Below are 16189 nucleotides of genomic sequence, written 5' to 3' on the forward strand. Positions count from 1 at the left end.
GGAATAATCCTAGACGAGGTGCAGGGTGGTGATGAACATGTCGATGGCCTTGATGCCGACGAACGGCACCACGATGCCACCGAGCCCGTAGATCAGCAGGTTGCGGCGCAGCAGCGCAGCCGCGCCGACGGCGCGATAGGAGACGCCCTTCAGCGCCAGTGGGATCAGCACGATGATGATCAGCGCGTTGAAGATGATGGCGGACAAGATCGCGCTCTGCGGCGAGACCAGGTGCATGATGTTGAGCGCGCCGAGTTGCGGATAGAAGGCGAGGAACATCGCGGGAATGATCGCGAAATATTTCGCGACGTCGTTGGCGATCGAGAAGGTCGTCAGTGCTCCGCGGGTCATCAGCAGCTGCTTGCCGATCTCGACGATCTCGATGAGCTTGGTCGGATCGCTGTCGAGGTCGATCATGTTGCCGGCTTCGCGCGCCGCTACGGTGCCGGTGTTCATCGCCACGCCGACGTCGGCTTGGGCGAGGGCAGGGGCGTCGTTGGTGCCGTCGCCGCACATCGCGACGAGCTTGCCCTTCGCCTGTTCGTCACGGATCAGCTTCAGCTTATCCTCCGGCGTCGCCTGGGCGAGAAAGTCGTCGACGCCGGCTTCCGCCGCAATCGCGGCGGCCGTCATCGGGTTGTCGCCGGTGATCATCACCGTGCGGATACCCATGCGGCGGAGTTCGACGAAGCGCTCGCGGATGCCGCCCTTGACGATGTCCTTCAGGTGGATGACGCCGAGCAGGCGGCCGTCGCGGGCCACGGCAAGCGGCGTGCCACCGGCCTTGGCGATCTCTTCCGCGATCGCCTGGATTTCCCGCGTCGCGGCAGGCGTCACCAGTGGTTTGGTCGCCACCATCACGCCGGTCGGGCCAGCCATCTCGGGCGAGGCGTTGACGTAGGTGAGGATCGACTCCACCGCGCCCTTGCGAATCGCGCTCCCGGCCATGTCGACGCCGCTCATCCGTGACTGTGCGGTGAACGGCACGAAGGTGGCGTTGAGCACCGCCATGTCGCGCTCGCGGATGCCGTACTTCTCCTTGGCGAGAACGACGATCGATCGGCCTTCCGGCGTCTCGTCGGCGAGCGAGGCAAGTTGCGCGGCGTCGGCAAGATCCTGCTCGGTAACGCCGGCGATCGGCCGGAAGGCCGTGGCCTGACGGTTGCCCAGGGTGATCGTGCCGGTCTTGTCGAGCAGCAGCGTGTCGACGTCGCCGGCCGCTTCCACCGCGCGGCCCGACATGGCGAGCACGTTGAACTGGACGAGGCGATCCATGCCGGCGATGCCGATCGCCGAAAGCAGCGCGCCGATCGTCGTCGGGATCAAGGTGACGAACAACGCGACGATGACGACGACGGGAACGGTTCCGCCGGCGTAGGAGACGAAGCTCGGGATCGTCGCGGTGGCGAAGACGAAGATGATCGTCATGCCGGCGAGCAGAATGTTGAGCGCGATCTCGTTCGGCGTCTTCTGGCGCGAGGCGCCTTCGACAAGCGCGATCATGCGATCGATGAAGGTCGAGCCCGCCGCGGCGGTGATGCGGACCCGGATCCAGTCGGACAGCACCTGCGTGCCACCGGTGACGGCCGATCGGTCGCCGCCGGACTCGCGGATCACCGGTGCGGACTCGCCGGTGATGGCGGCTTCGTTGATCGAGGCGATGCCCTCGATGACTTCGCCGTCCGACGGGATGATGTCGCCGGCTTCGACGAGCACGACGTCATCGACCTTGAGCGACGTGCCCGCGACCATCGTGAATTTTGCGCGATCGGAGCCGGAGCCGCTCAGAAGTTTCGCCTGCGCGTCGGTGCGCTGGCGGCGCAGGCTGTCGGCCTGAGCCTTGCCGCGGCCTTCGGCCACCGCTTCCGCGAAGTTGGCGAAGAGCACGGTGAACCACAGCCACAGGATGATCTGCGCGGAGAAGCCGTGGTCGGTATGGCCGATGACGAGGTCGCGCAGGTAGAGGACGGTGGTCAGCGTCGCGACGATCTCGACGACGAACATGACCGGGTTTTTCGCGAGGTCGCGGGGGTCGAGCTTTTTGAAGGCGCCGCCGATGGCTGGCACCAGCAGGGCGGGATTGAAGAGGGATGAGGATTGGCGGGACATGATGGGATGCCTAAGAGTGGAAGGGAATAGTGCGGCGTTCTCCTTCTCCCGCTCGCGGGAGAAGGTGGCCCTCGCGTCAGCGAGGGTCGGATGAGGGCAGGGCCGATTTACTCCGCCCTCATCCGTCACGGCTTCGCCGCGACACCTTCTCCCGCAAGCGGGAGAAGGGGGATTGCCGTCAGCTGCCGGCGAAGGTCTGGCCTGCTGCGGTGGCGAGATGCTCGACGATCGGTCCGAGCGCGAGCGCCGGGAAGAAGGTCAGGCCGCCGACGATGAGGATGACGCCCATCACCAGCCCGACGAACAGCGGTCCGGTTGTCGGGAACGTGCCGGCCGAAGGGGCCAAGGTCTTCTTGGCGGCAAGGCCGCCGGCGATGGCCATGACCGGAACGATGACGAACATACGCCCCACCAGCATGCCGATACCGAGCACCACGTTGTAGAACATCGTGTTGGCGGAAAGGCCGCCGAAGGCCGAGCCGTTGTTCGCCGCCACCGAGGTGAAAGCGTAGAGGATTTCGGAAAAACCGTGCGGCCCCGGATTGCCGGTCGCCGAGACCGCCGAGGAGACGCCGAGCGCCACCGCGGTCCCGCCGAGCATCACCACCGGGAGGCAGAGAATGGCGAGCATCGCCATCTTGACCTCCTTGGCCTCGATCTTCTTGCCGAGGTATTCCGGTGTGCGTCCGACCATCAGGCCGGCCACGAAGATCGCGACGATGACGAAGACGATCATGCCGTAGAGGCCCGATCCGACGCCGCCGATGATGATCTCGCCGAGCTGCATGTTGATGAGCGGGATCATCCCGCCCAGCGCGGTAAAACTGTCGTGCATCGCGTTGACCGCGCCGCAGGAGGCCGCCGTGGTGATCACGGCGAACAATGACGAGGCGAGGACGCCGAACCGGACTTCCTTGCCTTCCATGTTGCCGCCGACGATGCCGAGGCCGTGGAGGATCGGATTGCCCGCGGCTTCCGCCGCATAGGTGACGGCGACGCCGGCGACGAACAAGACGCCCATGATCGAGAGGATCGCCCAGCCCTGGCGCTCATCCTTGACCATGCGGCCGAAGACGTTGGTCAAGGCTGCGCCTATCGCGAAGATGGAGATCATCTGCACGAAGTTCGACAGCGCCGTCGGGTTCTCGAAGGGATGCGCGGCATTGGCGTTGAAGAAACCGCCGCCATTGGTACCGAGCATTTTTATGGCGATCTGGCTGGCGACCGGACCGACGGCGATGGTCTGCTTGGCGCCTTCCAAAGTGGTTGCCTCAACGTAGGCGCCGAGCGTCTGCGGAATGCCCTGCCACACAAGGAACAGGGTGAAGACGATGCAGAGCGGCAGCAGGATGTAGAGCGTGGCGCGGGTCACATCGACCCAGAAGCTGCCGAGCGTGAGCACCGAAGCGCGGGAAAAACCGCGGATGACGGCGATCGCCATCGCGATGCCGGTCGCGGCGGAGAGGAAGTTCTGGTGAGTCAGCCCCAGCATCTGGGTCAGGTACGACAATGTGCTTTCGCCACCGTAAGCCTGCCAGTTGGTGTTGGTGATGAAGCTGGTCGCCGTGTTGAACGACAGGCCTTCTTCGACCGCACCCTGGCCGGCAGGGTTGAACGGCAACAAACCCTGCAGGCGCAGCAGCGCATACAGGATGACGAAGCCGCCGATGTGGAACAGCAGCATCGCGAAAGTATAGCCGAGCCAATGCTGTTCCTGCTTCTCGTCGACACCGGCGACTTTGTAGAAGACGCGTTCGACCGGTCGCAGGACCGGCGTCAGAAAGGTGCGCTCGCCGGTGAAGACGGCGGTCATGTAGGCGCCGAGCGGCTTCACGAGCGCGAGCACGACGGCGCAGTAGAGTATGATTTGGATCCAACCGTTTGCGGTCATGGTCTTGGTCCTAAAACCGCTCGGGGCGGATCAAAGCGTAGGTGAGGTAGACGAGGATGCCGGCGGTCACGATCGCGCCGAGGATGTAGTCGAAGCTCATGGGATGAGGTCTTTCAAAGACGGTCGCAGCCGACCGCATAGGCGGCGGTGACCAGGAAAAACACGGTGCCTGCGGCGATGAAGATGAGATCAAGCATGGGGGCTCTCGCGGGGTGAGGCCCGGCGTTTGACGCCGGGTCGGCCGCAGGGTCATCGACCGATGGCGGCACGCTTGATATCGCCCCCGCGGGCGTAGGTTTTCGAGAGCGGCGCGGCGCCACCGCTATAGGAATGTTGTGGGTGTTTCGCCGTCCGGAACGAAAAACGCCCGGCTGGCGCCGGGCGTTGGGGTTCTCAGAGGGATCTCGGTCAGCGTTGGTTGGCTGCCAATCGTTGCAAAGCGTCCCGTGCGTCGGCTAGCAAGCTTGCGATTTCTACGTCGACGACATTCCAAAGCACATCGATATCGAGCCGGTCGTAGCCGTGCCTCAGTCGGTTTCCCATGCCGCGGATATCCGGCCAAGGCTGCGCAGGCATGAGTGTGCCGGCGCGCTCGCCGAGGCGAGAAGCCGCTTCGCTTATGCGCTCGAGGCACGCTCGACGGCGTCACGAGTCCGGTCATCTCCGGCAAAGCCCGCTCGGCTCAGGCCGCGGGTATACGTTTGAATTCGGTTCGCGTTTTCGACGATGTCGCGACAGCAGTCGGCGGCGTCGTACTTAGAAGGCAACGCGGCGATCCCGATCGATGTTGATCTGGAGGTGCTGTTTTTCGGCAGGCTCCGAAACGAGATCGACGGCTCGGCCGAGGATTTCGGACAGATGGCGTTCCAGGCCGACGAGCCCAAAACCGATGCGGGCTTCCGGGTTCAGAACCGCGGCAAGGTCGATATCGCTGGCCCCGGTCGAGTTGCCGCGCGCCACGGACCCGAACAGCGACAGGTGCTTGAGGCCTGCAGCCCGCAGCGCAACCTCATGGTCGCGCAGAGTCGCGATGATGTGTTCAGCGAGATCAGAGTCCATGAGGACGCCTCAGCGAATACTCAGTCGGGACAATATCATAGCTACCCCGGCAACTCATCCCGGATCGGGGCGTGGTTCAAGATACCGACCAGCGAAACGCCGCCGATCATGTTGCCGATCAGCGTCGGAACCATGAAGCGGGTAAAATATTCGCTGACCGTGATCCCGCCGGTGAAGACGTTGAACGCCGCTTCGACAGAGCCGGCGATGATGTGCGAAAAATGCGCGATCGCGACGACGTAGGTCACGATGAGGATCAGGAACAGCCGCGACGGACCGGCGCCGGGGATCAGCCAGACCATCAGGGCGATCAGCCAGCCCGCCAGCATCGCCTTGATCAGCATCGGCCAGAACGTGTCGTGCAGCGCTTCGGTGGCGATGCCGTGCAACGCTTCGTTGATCTGCGGCTCGAACAGCCAGTCGTGACTGATGAGGTAGGCGAAGAGCAGCGTGCCCAGAATGTTGGCGAGGAACACGACCGCCCACAGCCGGATCATCTGCAGGAACGTCTTGAGGTCCTTGCGGGTGAGGAAGGGGAGGACGGCGGTCAACGTGCTTTCCGTAAACAGCTGCTGGCGTCCGAGCACGACGATCAGAAAGCCGATGGTGTAGCCGAATCCGGCGACCAGGCCGCGCCAGGGCGCATCAGGCAGCGCGCCGCGGATCAGCGCCATCACCAGGAACGAAAAGCCCATCGACAGGCCGGCGCCGAAGCCGGACCACGCCATCGCGGTGACGCTGCGCTTGAGAGCCTTCTCGCCGTCCTCGCGGATGATCTCGTGGATGACGCGAGCTTCCGGGGGCGTCGGTCCTGTCCCAGCGTGGTGCCGCTCGTGATGCTCGAGGTCCGGCTCGTTATGATCGGGGCTGGTCTCGTCGTCGCGTGTCTGGTCTTGCCGATCCATCGTCGTTCTCGCTCGCCTGTTTTCGGAAAAGCGTAAGAGCGACCAATCGTTGCACACGGCTGCCGCGAACGGATGCGGGCTACCGGCCCAGGCCTCAACGGTAGAGGATGCGGCACGCCGGGGCGCGGCGTTCGTCCCAGCCGGCACGTTGCAGCGCCGGCACGTGATGCTCTTCGCTGGGATAGCCGATGCAGAGATAGCCGATGAAGCGCCAGGAGGCCGGGACGTCGAGCGTCGCCGTGATCGCGTCGGGATTGATGATCGAGACCCAGCCAAGCCCGATGCCTTCGAGCCGGGCGGCAAGCCACAGCGTGTGGATGGCGATGGCGACGGAATAGTCCAGTGCCTTCGGCATGGTCAGCCGGCCGAGGCCGTGGCCCTGCTCGCATTCGCTATCGGCGAAAGCGGCGATGTGGACCGGCGCCTTATCGAGCCCGGACAGTTTCAGCCGGGCGTAGAGCGCCTGTCGGGAATCGTCCTGGAGCGCTAGCGCCGCGGCATTGCAGGTCTCGAAGTTCGAGCGGACTTTTAGGCGCAAGGCAGGGTTATCGACGACGACGAAGCGCCACGGCTCGCTCAGGCCGACCGACGGGGCGAGGCAGGCCGCCTTGATCAGCCGCTCGACGGTGCCGGGCGGCAGCGGATCGGTTTTGAAGGCGCGGACGTCGCGTCGCCACGCCAGAAGGTCGAGCAGACCAGCGCGCAGCGTGGCGTCGAAGGTCGGCGGCTTGTCGAGCGTCAGCATGGTCAAACGGGGCGCTTTCGCGAGGAGAGCCTTGAGAGGTCCTGCGTTCTCTCCCGTTTGCCGCGCCAGCGCAAACGGACATTCGGCAGGCGCATCCGAGCCAAAACTTCAAGCCGGATGACACGAGCGGGCCGAGGGGGTACCAAGGCGCCAAGCAAAACCGCCGCTTGGCGGCAGCGGTCCGCGATGCGGATCGCAGAGAAAGCGGTCTGCGACCGCGCAGCCCCAGACCGAACGCCATGTACGATTATCCCAAGAAAATCCTCAACGCGCGCGTCTACGACGTCGCCATCGAGTCGCCGCTCGATCCAATGCCACGGCTGTCCGACCGGCTCGGCGCCGACGTCCGCCTCAAGCGGGAGGACTTGCAGCCGGTCTTCTCCTTCAAGCTTCGCGGCGCCTACAACAAGATCTCCGGCCTCTCGGCGGAGGAGCGGTCCAAAGGCATCATCTGCGCTTCCGCCGGCAACCACGCCCAGGGCGTGGCGCTGGCCGCCAAGCGCCTCGGCATCGAGGCGACGATCGTCATGCCGCGCACCACGCCGAGCATCAAGGTCGATGCCGTCCGCCGCCTCGGCGGCAAGGTGGTGCTGTTCGGCGATGCGTTCGACGAGGCGCTGGGCCACGCGCGGCAGCTTGAGGCCGAGCATGGCTTCACCTTCGTGCCGCCTTACGATGATCCCGACGTCATCGCCGGGCAAGGGACGGTCGGCATGGAAATCCTGCGCCAGCACCCGGATCCCATCGAGGCCATTTTCGTGCCGATTGGTGGCGGCGGTCTCGCGGCCGGCATCGCGGCCTTCGTCAAATACCTGCGGCCTGAAATCAAGGTGATCGGCGTCGAGCCGGTCGACGCCGCCAGTATGGACGCCGCTCTGCGGGCCGGCTCGCGCGTAACCCTCAACCAGGTCGGCCTGTTTGCCGACGGCGTTGCGGTGCGGCAGGTCGGGGAAGAGCCGTTCCGGCTGTGCCAGCTCCATCTCGACGGCGTCATCACCGTGACCACCGACGAGATCTGCGCCGCGGTAAAGGACATTTTTGACGATACCCGCGCGAGCGCGGAGCCTGCCGGCGCCGTCGCGCTGGCCGGCCTGAAGATCTACGCCGAGCGTGCGCAGAAAAGCGGATGCCTCGTCGCGATCCATAGCGGCGCCAATCTCAATTTCGATCGGCTGCGGCATATCGCGGAGCGGGCGGAGCTGGGCGAGCGCCGTGAGGCGCTGCTCGCCGTCACCATCCCGGAACAGGCCGGCAGCTATCGCAGCTTCATCCAGACGCTGGGGCCGCGCCAGATCACCGAGTTCAACTACCGCTATGCGCACGACCGGCTGGCCCACGTCTTCGTCGGCGTGCAACTGGCCGGCGGCGCCGGCGAGAAAGAGGCGCTGATCGGGTCGCTGCGCGACGCGTCCTACGATGTGGTCGACCTCAGCGATGACGAGACAGCCAAGGTCCATATCCGCTACATGGTCGGGGGGCGCGCCGCTGGCTTGACCGACGAGCGGCTGCTGCGCTTCGAGTTTCCGGAACGGCCCGGCGCGCTGCTGCGGTTCCTCGACGGGCTCGCCGCCGGCTGGAACATGACCCTGTTCCACTACCGCAATCCTGGCGCGGATTATGGGCTGGTGCTGACCGGCATCGTGGTCCCGGCCGCGGACCGTGAGCGCTTCACGGCGTGCCTGAACGAACTCGGCTATCCCTATTGGGACGAAAGCGATAATCCCGCTTACAAGATCTTCCTCAATGGCGAGGCGGACAGGAACGCCGGTGCCGACAAGCTGCAGCCGCTGGTCGTCGAACGCGAGTTGATCTAGGCTTGTTGGATGAGCGCGAGCGTCTACGTCTTCGATGCCTACGGCACCCTGTTCGATGTCCATTCCGCGATCGGGCGGTATCGCGACATGATCGGGCCACAGGCCGATCGGCTGTCGGAGATGTGGCGCATCAAGCAGCTGGAATACACCTGGACGCTCTCGCTCATGGGGCGTTTCCGGGATTTTGCCGATGTCACCGCAGCCGCGCTCGATGTGGCGGCGGCCGGGTTCGGCGGCCTCCCCAATGGCCTTCGGCCGAAGTTATTGGCAGCCTACGAAGAGCTCGAAGCTTATCCCGATGTGGCCCCGGCGCTTCAGGCCTTGCGCGCCAAGGGGGCGAAAACCGCGATTCTCTCCAACGGGACCGAAGCCATGCTCGCCAGGGCGACACAGGTGGCCGGCCTGAACGACCTGTTCGATGCGGTCATCTCGATCGACGCGCTAAAACTCTATAAGCCCGCGCCTGCAGTCTACGGCCTCGTCGGCAAAAGGTTCGTGACGACGCCGGCGGAAGTCTCGTTTCAGTCCTCGAACCGCTGGGACATCGCCGGCGCCAAGGCCTTCGGCTTCCACACGACCTGGATCAACCGCACCGGCAAGCCCGACGAATATTTGGATCTCCCGCCGGATCGCATTGTAGCTTCTCTGCACAAGCTTATCTAAACATCGAATTCCGCGGCCCGTCTTTGCAAGCGGAGCGAAGCAGCAAGATTGTAGTTGGTTGCCCTGCGTCGGCCAAGGGCCAATGCGCGGATGCAGCGGCTCCTGGGTTGCTTCGCCTTCGGCTCGCAATGACGGTTTAAAACACGTCGCGCCAACACTGGGCCCCCTCAGCATGTCTTCAGCCCTCGAGACGATCACCAGTTCCGTCCCGACGTCCGCGACCGTCATGACCCTGAAAGGCGAACTGGTAAGCCAGGGCGAGAGGGCGGTCGCGGTCGAGGTTCCGGTCCAGGTCGGCTACGCCGACGTCTCCTTCGCGGTGATGATGCTGACCCCTGCCGATCTCGAAGATTTTGCCTATGGATTCAGTCTTACCGAAGGCATGATCGATACGGCTGCCGATATCCGCAACGTCACGCTCGGACAGGCGGCGGAAGGGCTGACCTGCCGTATCGATCTCGTCGGGCAGAAGTTGCACCAGCATCTCGCACGCCAGCGCGCGATGACCGGGCGCACCGGCTGCGGCGTCTGCGGGATCGACGATCTCGACGCCCTGAAGCGTGCCGCTGCATCGGGCGCTACGGCGCCGACGGTCGAGATCGCCGCGATCGAGCGGGCGCTCTCGGCGCTCGACGACAGGCAGGTCCTGAACGCCGCCACCCGTGCCGTCCACGCGGCCGCCTGGGCGGACGCATCGGGCGCGATCCTTCACATTCGTGAGGACGTCGGCCGGCACAATGCCCTGGACAAGCTGATCGGCGCCTTGCTGCGGGCCGGCGTCGCGCCGCTCAGCGGCTTCATCGTCATCACCAGCCGCTGCTCGTTCGAGATGGTGGAAAAGGCCGTCACCTTCGGCGCACGGACGCTCGTGGCGATCTCGGCGCCGACGTCGCTGGCGATCGAGCGGGCGCGCGCCCTCGACCTTGCCATGATCGCCATCGCCCGCCGCGACACGGTAACGATTTTCAACGGCGCCGAACGCGTGCTGACGTCAACGCCCGCTTTGCAGGTCTAACGACCGAAGCGCGGATTTACGCTTCCGTTACGATCTTGTTCTCTTATCGGGACATAAAAAACTCAAGCGCGACCAGGGATGATGTTCAGGCGGCTCGCTCAGGGAAAACGCTCGGACCGCGGTCGCCCTCCCGTGGCATCGATCGAACACGTGCCAATTCTGAGTGCTCCGCCCAACGATACCAGCGAGACGCGCCGCGCTGCCGAAGTCGATCTCCTTGCCGGCATCGGGCAGGCGACCGATACCAATCTCGTCCTCAACAGAATTCTCCGCGATGCTTTCGGCATCGTGGACGAACTCGCCGCTTTTTCCAGCGCCTTCAACGGCACCGCCGAACTGGCGCGCGCACGGGCCGAGGATTTCGCCCTCTCGGTCACCGACCTTCGCAACAAGAGCGACCTTATCGAAAGCGGCCTCGTCACCGCCGCGGACGCGCTGCACCAGGCGCATGTGCGCTCCTGCTCGGCACTGACAAGCGTCGAAGATCTGACCCTGTCGATCAGCGAGATCGAACGGGTGGTGCGGACCATCGCGTCGATCGCGGCCCAAACCAACCTTCTGGCGCTGAACGCGACGATCGAGGCTGCGCGCGCCGGCTCGGCTGGGGCTGGCTTCCGCGTCGTCGCCAGCGAAGTCAAAGCGCTGTCGCAGCAGACGCAGCGGGCCACCGAAGACATTGTCCAGTCGGTCAAACGGATCCGCGCCCGTGCCCTGTCGAACATGACGGAAGTCCGCGATATCGATCGTGCGATCGACAGCCTCGACGGCGTGTTCAAGGCGGTCCGAACCGCCGTCGTGTCGCAGGTGGAACAGACCCATGATATCGGCATCGGCTCGGAGCAGGTGGCGGCGCTCGCCCAATCGGTCCAGTCGAGCGCCGACCGGATGGAAACGCTCGGCAGCAACGCCAAGGAGATGACGGTCTCGGCCGAAAAGGCCGCCCTGAACGCACGGCAGGCGTTCGCCCGCCTCACCGATCGGGCAGGTATCGTGCTGCGTCAGGCTGGGGCCGACGACGAGGATCGCGCGCCGCGCTGGCCTGTCGTTTTCCACGGCGCGCTCGCGATCGGCGACAAGACCTTCAAGGTCAAGACGATCGATGTCTCGCCCAATGCGATGCAGTTTGAGGCCGATGCCGAACTCACCGCCTGCCTCGGGGACATTGCGCGCGCCACCATCGATACGCTCGGCAGCTTCAAGGTGCGTCTTCTCACGATGACGACCTCGGGGCTCGAAGCGATCTTCGTCGACATGCCCGCCGATGTCGCGGCGCGCGTCACGCAGGAAATCCACCGGCTGCGGGACTTCTATGCGCCCTTCATCGTCCGCGCCCAGGCTGTCGCCGAAGAAGCCACCGGCCTCATCGAGGCAGCGTTGGCGACGGATGCTCTGACCTGCGAGCAGCTTTTCGATACGGACTATCGGCTGGAAGAGGGCACCGACCCGCCGCAATACTGGAACCGTGCGGTCGGCGCCCTCGAGCCATGCCTTCGTCCGTTGCTCGAACGCGAAATGAACACCCATCCGGCGCCGGACTTCTGCATCGCGCAGGATCGCAATGCCTTCAACCCGGTGCACAATCTCTGCTATTCGCTGCCGCAGAAACCCGGCGACGTCGTTTACAACCAGCGCCACGCCCGCGCGCGGCGGATTTTCGACGACCGCGTCGGCCTCTCCGGCTCGCGCATCTGCGGCCGTTTCTCGTGCAAAGTTATGCGCGCGACAATGGGCGGCGGCCTGATCGCCGTTCGCAAGGAATTCGACGCGCCGATCTTCATTCGCGGTCGGCACTGGGGCACGATCCGCATGGCCTACAAGCTCAGCTGATCAGGCGGGCCGCTCCATCCGCGCCTCGATGGCGTAGCCGCGGAAACGGGGGCGCGAGGAGGCTTTCATCTGCAGCTCGTCGCCGAGCGCCGCGACATCGCGTGCGAGAGTCAGGCGCGGCGTCACATGGAACAGCGCCAGCCAGCGGTCGAGCACGCGCTTGAATGCGGGCGGCAGCCCGGCCTGGTCACCGAAGTCCACCACAAGCAGGACGCCGCCGGGTGCCACGGTCTGCGCGGCATGACGCAGGACGTCGTGCCACGGCGGGATCATCGACAGGGCGTAGGAAATGGCCACCCGGTCGAACTGCGGGCGACCGAACAAAGCCTGCGGATCGAAGGTCGTGGCGTCCGCCTGCGCCAGCGTGATGCGCTCGGCGAGGCCGGCGCGGGCGATCGACGCGCGCGCCGTGACCAGCATCTCGTGAGAAATGTCGAGGCCGTAGAAGCGCGCCGCGGGATAGGTCTGCGCCATCTTGATGAGGTTGCGTCCGGTGCCGCAGCCGACCTCCAGGACGCTGCCGCCCGCCGGCGGGTCGAGCGTCGCGATCAGCTCGTCGCGGCCCAGCAGGTAGAATTTTCGGGTCATGTCGTAGATGTGCCGCTGATGGCGGTACATCCGGTCCATCAGGCTCGTCGCGTCGGCCGTGCTCAATGCAGCGGCCCGGCCAGCCGGTAGAGGTGGAAGGCGCCATAGATCGACGAGCGGTCGCGGTCGCCGAGCTCGCGCGATTGCGCTTCGTCATAGCTCCAGCGATCCAGGATGCTGGCGGGGACGCGACCCGGCAGCAGACGCTCGTCGGCCGCGGTGCGGAAGATGACCCGGGCGCCAGGGCGCGCGGTACGGGTGATCTCGCCCCACAGACCCGTCAGATCATGGTCGTTCATCCAATCCTGGGCATCGAGAAGAACCACGCAGTCGACGCTCTGCGCCGGCTGCTCGGCGAGGAATTCCGTCATCGATTGCTGCTGCAGGCTGACGCGGTCGCCGCGCGTGCGCACCGCATCGTAGTTCTTGGCCTGGAGATAGGGGGGCAGGGAGGCATCGCTGCCGCTCGCGTAGCGGCGCCCGAAGGCCTGCCAGGCAAAGTAATTGTCCTTGATGTCGAAGTCGCAGGCGAGCCGCTCGAGCCGCTGACGCAGGACCGCCGCGATGCCGCCCGGCAGGTCCCCGGACAGCTTGCGATATTGCGACGGCGGAATGCCGAGGCCGAACAGCGAGGCCGGCTGGCGCGCGAGCCAGCGCGAAAAGCCCTTGTCGAAAATCGGCGCGATCTTCTTGTCGAAGATTTCGCGCTGTTCGCTCAGAGAGCGTGCGGCAAGCACGGCTTCCGGTTCGCAGCCGTAGAGGCGGCCCAGAAGATGGCCGGAGCCGATAAATTTACCGAGAAGCCCATACCGATAGAAGTTGCGGGAAAAGGCGTCGATGCGTCGCCGGCCATAAGCCCGGCGCGCGTTCCAATAGCCAGCCGATAACGCGTCGAGGTTCGGGCGGATGTGGGTTTGGTAGGCATCGATATTCGTCCTGGCATCGGCCTGACCGAAGAAGGCATGGAAGCTTTGGTAATCCGGCAGATGCTTCAGGCCGCAAAGCTTGAGGCGACCCAGCGCGATATGCGCCCCGTTAAGGTCGACGCCGCTGATCTTCGCGGGATCCGCCGAAAGATAGGACAGAATATTGCAGCTGCCGGAGGCGATCGCGACAATATGATCGTCGGGCTGGATGCGCAGCGCCGCCATGTCCACGATCGGGTCTTCCCAGATTTGCGGGTAGACCAGGCCCCGGAAGGCCAGCGTGAACAGACGCTCGAGAGCGCCCGCCTTGGACAGGGCCTTGCTTTGATGAACGGCCGTATCGAGGCCTTCGATCGTCGCGCGTCTGACGGCCTGCGGCGTCTGCATCGTGGGGAATCCTGGCGAAAGAGATCGAGGCAGGCGTTAGAACAGGGAGGTGACGGTTGCATGACGAATCCTCAAAGCTCGGACCCCGCCCGCTGCATTTCGTCACAATTTTAAGAACGATGGTATGGGACCTTCGCACGGATTTCCGGCAACGCGATCCCGTTGTTTGAACGAACTCCGCGAATCCGATCGCGCGTCGCGCCGACAAGTTCTCGGATTGCAGGAATGTGGTGAGCCCATTTGCGGCTTGCCGGGTTGTCGTTCGTGCCGCTCACGGCTTTGAAACAGGTTTCCTCAGTGAAGTTTTCCGCATTGCCTCCGCGATCGATACCCATGGCGCCGCTCGTCCTTGGTCTCGCGGGCCTCATTCCGTTCTGGGTTCTCGCGATCGCCCTCGCGCAGACCGGCCTTCGTCCCTGGGATAGCGAGGCCCTCGACTCGGCTCTGGTGACCTACGCCGCGGTCATCCTGTCGTTTCTGGGGGGAATTCGCTGGGGGCTTGCTGTGGCACGGAGCGACCGCGAAGATGCGGCGCTCCCCTACATCATCTCGATCGTGCCGTCGCTCGCCGCGTGGGGACTGCTCGTCCTTCCCGAGCCGTTGCGGCTGGCGTGCCTCGGCATTCTCGCGCTGCTTCTTGGCCCGATCGACCGGCGGCTGGTGCCCGCGGGCTACGCGCCGCCCTGGTTCGGCCAGCTGCGGTTGATCTTGAGCTGCGGGGCGGGTCTGGCCCTGTTGTACGCGGCCGTCGGATGGCACGGCAGATAAGTGCCGTCTGGTGACTGTGGAAAGGCATAGGCGTTGCTATATCTTCCTCAATAGCGCTTGCCGCATCAAAGGGATCAGCCATGCTCGCATCGGACGATGACATCCTCCTCCAGGCCCAGGCCTGGAAGGAGGCAGGGCGGTCGGTCGCGATCGCGACGGTGATCGAGACCTGGGGATCGGCGCCGCGTCCCGTCGGCAGCCACCTCGTCATCGATGGCGACGGCCTGTTTCTGGGGTCCGTATCCGGCGGCTGCGTCGAAGGGGATGTCGTGACCGAAGCCATGGATGTGATCGAGGTCGGCGGCTCGCGCACGCTCGAATTCGGCGTCGCCGACGAGACGGCCTGGCGCGCTGGTCTTTCGTGCGGTGGCCGCATCAAGGTCTACGTCGAGAGGCTCGACTGATGCGCGCCTCCGATCTCGCGCTGCTCAACGCGGAACGGGCCGCGCGCCGCGCCGTGGTCCTCGTCACGGACCTCGAGTCCGGCGCACAGCGGGTGGTCCCGGCGGCATCTGCCCCCGCCGATCCGTTGTCCGACCTCATCACCCAGCGCGTTCGTCTCGGCAAGAGCGGCATCGTCCAGGACAACGGCAGGGACTATTTTTTGACGGTTCAGGCGCCGCCCGTGCGGCTGCTGGTGATCGGGGCCGTGCACATCTCGCAAGCGCTCGCCCCGGTCGCGCGCCTCGCCGATCTCGATGTTATCATCATCGATCCGCGCACCGCCTTCGCCACCCCGGAGCGTTTTCCCGACACGACCGTCCTCGCGGAATGGCCGGACGACGTGTTGCCGGGTCTCAAGCTCGATCCCTACACGGCCCTGGCGTTACTGACCCATGATCCCAAGATCGACGACCCGGCGCTGATCGCGGCGCTGCGGGCCGAATGTTTTTATATCGGCGCCCTCGGATCCCGGAAAACGCACGCCAAACGGCTGGACCGGATGCGCGAGCATGGGTTCCATGACGCCGATCTCGCGCGGATCCACGCGCCGATCGGCCTCGACATCGGTGCGGTCAGCCCCGCGGAAATCGCGGTTTCCGTTCTTGCCGAAATCATCGGGGCGTTACGCAAGAAGCCGTTGCGTGCCGAAGTGGAGAAGGCCGCTTGAAATTTGGTCGCCTCGCCGTCGCGGGGAGCGAGGGCGCAATTCTGGCTCATGCCGTCAAACGACCGGGCCTGGCCCTTAAGAAGGGCGAGGTCGTCAGCGCCGATCATATCGCGGCATTGATGGCCGCGGGCGTCGAGGCCGTCATCGCGGCGAAGCTCGAATCCGACGACGTCCATGAGAATATCGCTGCGCAACGATTGGCCGAGCGTCTGGCAGGCGCCAATACCAGCCTGGAACGGCCGTTCACCGGTCGCTGCAATCTGCTCGCCGACGTCGCCGGCCTCGTGCTGATCGACACCGGCGCGATCGATCGCATCAATGCTGTCGACGAAGCGATCACCGTCGCCACGCTCATGCCGTACCGCCCGGTCACCGCGGGTG

Annotated in this window: 17 protein-coding genes and 1 pseudogene; 8 read left to right on the top strand and 10 right to left on the bottom strand. The window is 65.0% G+C overall.

Going from position 1 to position 16189, the window contains the following annotated elements:
- Window positions 1–9 precede the first annotated feature (9 nt).
- The 7 genes from kdpB to bluB all read right to left on the bottom strand — a co-directional run bounded on the left by kdpB (window position 10) and on the right by bluB (window position 6709).
- On the bottom strand, window positions 10–2112 hold the full coding sequence (gene kdpB / locus GSQ79_RS24750; RefSeq protein WP_158811465.1) for a potassium-transporting ATPase subunit KdpB: 2103 nt from the start codon (window positions 2110–2112) through the stop codon (window positions 10–12).
- A gap of 175 nt (window positions 2113–2287) precedes the next feature.
- Window positions 2288–4000 (bottom strand): potassium-transporting ATPase subunit KdpA, encoded by a 1713-nt coding sequence (kdpA, locus tag GSQ79_RS24755; RefSeq protein WP_158811422.1) that lies wholly within the window; start codon window positions 3998–4000, stop codon window positions 2288–2290.
- 10 nt (window positions 4001–4010) lie between these two features.
- Entirely contained in the window at window positions 4011–4100 is a 90-nt protein-coding gene (locus GSQ79_RS24760) for a K(+)-transporting ATPase subunit F (RefSeq protein WP_158811423.1), read from the bottom strand.
- Between the two features lie 308 nt (window positions 4101–4408).
- Entirely contained in the window at window positions 4409–4621 is a 213-nt protein-coding gene (locus tag GSQ79_RS30460) for a HepT-like ribonuclease domain-containing protein (protein WP_158811466.1), read from the bottom strand.
- A 135-nt stretch (window positions 4622–4756) separates the two neighbouring features.
- Window positions 4757–5059, bottom strand: a complete 303-nt coding sequence (locus GSQ79_RS24770) for a nucleotidyltransferase family protein (protein WP_158811424.1) — start codon at window positions 5057–5059, stop codon at window positions 4757–4759.
- A gap of 41 nt (window positions 5060–5100) precedes the next feature.
- Complete coding sequence (locus GSQ79_RS24775) at window positions 5101–5964, bottom strand: formate/nitrite transporter family protein (RefSeq protein ID WP_158811425.1); 864 nt, start codon at window positions 5962–5964, stop codon at window positions 5101–5103.
- Window positions 5965–6058: 94 nt separating this feature from the next.
- Window positions 6059–6709, bottom strand: a complete 651-nt coding sequence (gene bluB / locus GSQ79_RS24780) for a 5,6-dimethylbenzimidazole synthase (protein ID WP_158811467.1) — start codon at window positions 6707–6709, stop codon at window positions 6059–6061.
- Between the two features lie 239 nt (window positions 6710–6948).
- On the opposite strand from bluB, the gene ilvA reads away from it, so the two are divergent.
- The 4 genes from ilvA to GSQ79_RS24800 all read left to right on the top strand — a co-directional run bounded on the left by ilvA (window position 6949) and on the right by GSQ79_RS24800 (window position 12028).
- Window positions 6949–8523: a threonine ammonia-lyase, biosynthetic gene (gene ilvA / locus GSQ79_RS24785; RefSeq protein ID WP_158811426.1), complete on the top strand. Its 1575-nt coding sequence runs from the start codon at window positions 6949–6951 to the stop codon at window positions 8521–8523.
- A 9-nt stretch (window positions 8524–8532) separates the two neighbouring features.
- Complete coding sequence (locus tag GSQ79_RS24790) at window positions 8533–9186, top strand: haloacid dehalogenase type II (protein WP_158811427.1); 654 nt, start codon at window positions 8533–8535, stop codon at window positions 9184–9186.
- A 226-nt stretch (window positions 9187–9412) separates the two neighbouring features.
- Window positions 9413–10201: a formate dehydrogenase accessory sulfurtransferase FdhD gene (gene fdhD, locus GSQ79_RS24795; protein ID WP_246725567.1), complete on the top strand. Its 789-nt coding sequence runs from the start codon at window positions 9413–9415 to the stop codon at window positions 10199–10201.
- A gap of 150 nt (window positions 10202–10351) precedes the next feature.
- A complete protein-coding gene (locus GSQ79_RS24800; RefSeq protein WP_246725565.1) occupies window positions 10352–12028 on the top strand; it encodes a methyl-accepting chemotaxis protein in 1677 nt (558 codons plus the stop codon).
- Here GSQ79_RS24800 and GSQ79_RS24805 read toward each other — a convergent pair whose 3' ends face one another.
- The 3 genes from GSQ79_RS24805 to GSQ79_RS24815 all read right to left on the bottom strand — a co-directional run bounded on the left by GSQ79_RS24805 (window position 12029) and on the right by GSQ79_RS24815 (window position 14264).
- Window positions 12029–12646 (bottom strand): class I SAM-dependent methyltransferase, encoded by a 618-nt coding sequence (locus tag GSQ79_RS24805; RefSeq protein ID WP_158811468.1) that lies wholly within the window; start codon window positions 12644–12646, stop codon window positions 12029–12031.
- 32 nt (window positions 12647–12678) lie between these two features.
- Window positions 12679–13929: a DUF3419 family protein gene (locus tag GSQ79_RS24810; RefSeq protein WP_158811430.1), complete on the bottom strand. Its 1251-nt coding sequence runs from the start codon at window positions 13927–13929 to the stop codon at window positions 12679–12681.
- A 110-nt stretch (window positions 13930–14039) separates the two neighbouring features.
- Window positions 14040–14264: a hypothetical protein gene (locus tag GSQ79_RS24815; protein WP_158811431.1), complete on the bottom strand. Its 225-nt coding sequence runs from the start codon at window positions 14262–14264 to the stop codon at window positions 14040–14042.
- On the opposite strand from GSQ79_RS24815, the gene GSQ79_RS24820 reads away from it, so the two are divergent.
- The 4 genes and pseudogenes from GSQ79_RS24820 to GSQ79_RS24835 all read left to right on the top strand — a co-directional run.
- Window positions 14263–14697 (top strand): DUF3429 domain-containing protein, encoded by a 435-nt coding sequence (locus tag GSQ79_RS24820; protein WP_158811432.1) that lies wholly within the window; start codon window positions 14263–14265, stop codon window positions 14695–14697. The two genes, GSQ79_RS24815 and GSQ79_RS24820, sit on opposite strands and share 2 nt — an antisense overlap.
- 80 nt (window positions 14698–14777) lie before the next feature.
- Window positions 14778–15101, top strand: a complete 324-nt coding sequence (locus tag GSQ79_RS24825) for an XdhC family protein (protein WP_158811433.1) — start codon at window positions 14778–14780, stop codon at window positions 15099–15101.
- Window positions 15101–15808: an XdhC family protein gene (locus tag GSQ79_RS24830; protein WP_158811434.1), complete on the top strand. Its 708-nt coding sequence runs from the start codon at window positions 15101–15103 to the stop codon at window positions 15806–15808. Before GSQ79_RS24825 ends, GSQ79_RS24830 begins: the two co-directional genes overlap by 1 nt.
- A pseudogene (locus tag GSQ79_RS24835) lies at window positions 15805–16189 on the top strand (4-diphosphocytidyl-2C-methyl-D-erythritol kinase); the annotation flags it as partial. The gene GSQ79_RS24830 and the pseudogene GSQ79_RS24835, both read left to right, overlap by 4 nt.

Origin of the sequence: Beijerinckia sp. L45 (assembly GCF_009765775.1) — a bacterium.
Classification (GTDB): Bacteria; Pseudomonadota; Alphaproteobacteria; order Rhizobiales; family Beijerinckiaceae; genus RH-AL1.

Bases quoted from the DNA above. Each gene is read 5' to 3' on its own strand.
- GSQ79_RS24825 (WP_158811433.1), top strand. From the start codon at position 14,778: ATGCTCGCATCGGACGATGACATCCTCCTCCAGGCCCAGGCCTGGAAG.
- GSQ79_RS24790 (WP_158811427.1), top strand. From the start codon at position 8,533: ATGAGCGCGAGCGTCTACGTCTTCGATGCCTACGGCACCCTGTTCGAT.
- fdhD (WP_246725567.1), top strand. From the start codon at position 9,413: ATGACCCTGAAAGGCGAACTGGTAAGCCAGGGCGAGAGGGCGGTCGCG.
- bluB (WP_158811467.1), bottom strand. From the start codon at position 6,709: ATGCTGACGCTCGACAAGCCGCCGACCTTCGACGCCACGCTGCGCGCT.
- GSQ79_RS24760 (WP_158811423.1), bottom strand. From the start codon at position 4,100: ATGAGCTTCGACTACATCCTCGGCGCGATCGTGACCGCCGGCATCCTC.
- GSQ79_RS24770 (WP_158811424.1), bottom strand. From the start codon at position 5,059: ATGGACTCTGATCTCGCTGAACACATCATCGCGACTCTGCGCGACCAT.
- GSQ79_RS24805 (WP_158811468.1), bottom strand. From the start codon at position 12,646: ATGTACCGCCATCAGCGGCACATCTACGACATGACCCGAAAATTCTAC.
- GSQ79_RS24815 (WP_158811431.1), bottom strand. From the start codon at position 14,264: ATGGGTATCGATCGCGGAGGCAATGCGGAAAACTTCACTGAGGAAACC.
- GSQ79_RS24820 (WP_158811432.1), top strand. From the start codon at position 14,263: ATGGCGCCGCTCGTCCTTGGTCTCGCGGGCCTCATTCCGTTCTGGGTT.
- GSQ79_RS24830 (WP_158811434.1), top strand. From the start codon at position 15,101: ATGCGCGCCTCCGATCTCGCGCTGCTCAACGCGGAACGGGCCGCGCGC.
- ilvA (WP_158811426.1), top strand. From the start codon at position 6,949: ATGTACGATTATCCCAAGAAAATCCTCAACGCGCGCGTCTACGACGTC.
- kdpA (WP_158811422.1), bottom strand. From the start codon at position 4,000: ATGACCGCAAACGGTTGGATCCAAATCATACTCTACTGCGCCGTCGTG.
- GSQ79_RS24810 (WP_158811430.1), bottom strand. From the start codon at position 13,929: ATGCAGACGCCGCAGGCCGTCAGACGCGCGACGATCGAAGGCCTCGAT.
- GSQ79_RS24775 (WP_158811425.1), bottom strand. From the start codon at position 5,964: ATGGATCGGCAAGACCAGACACGCGACGACGAGACCAGCCCCGATCAT.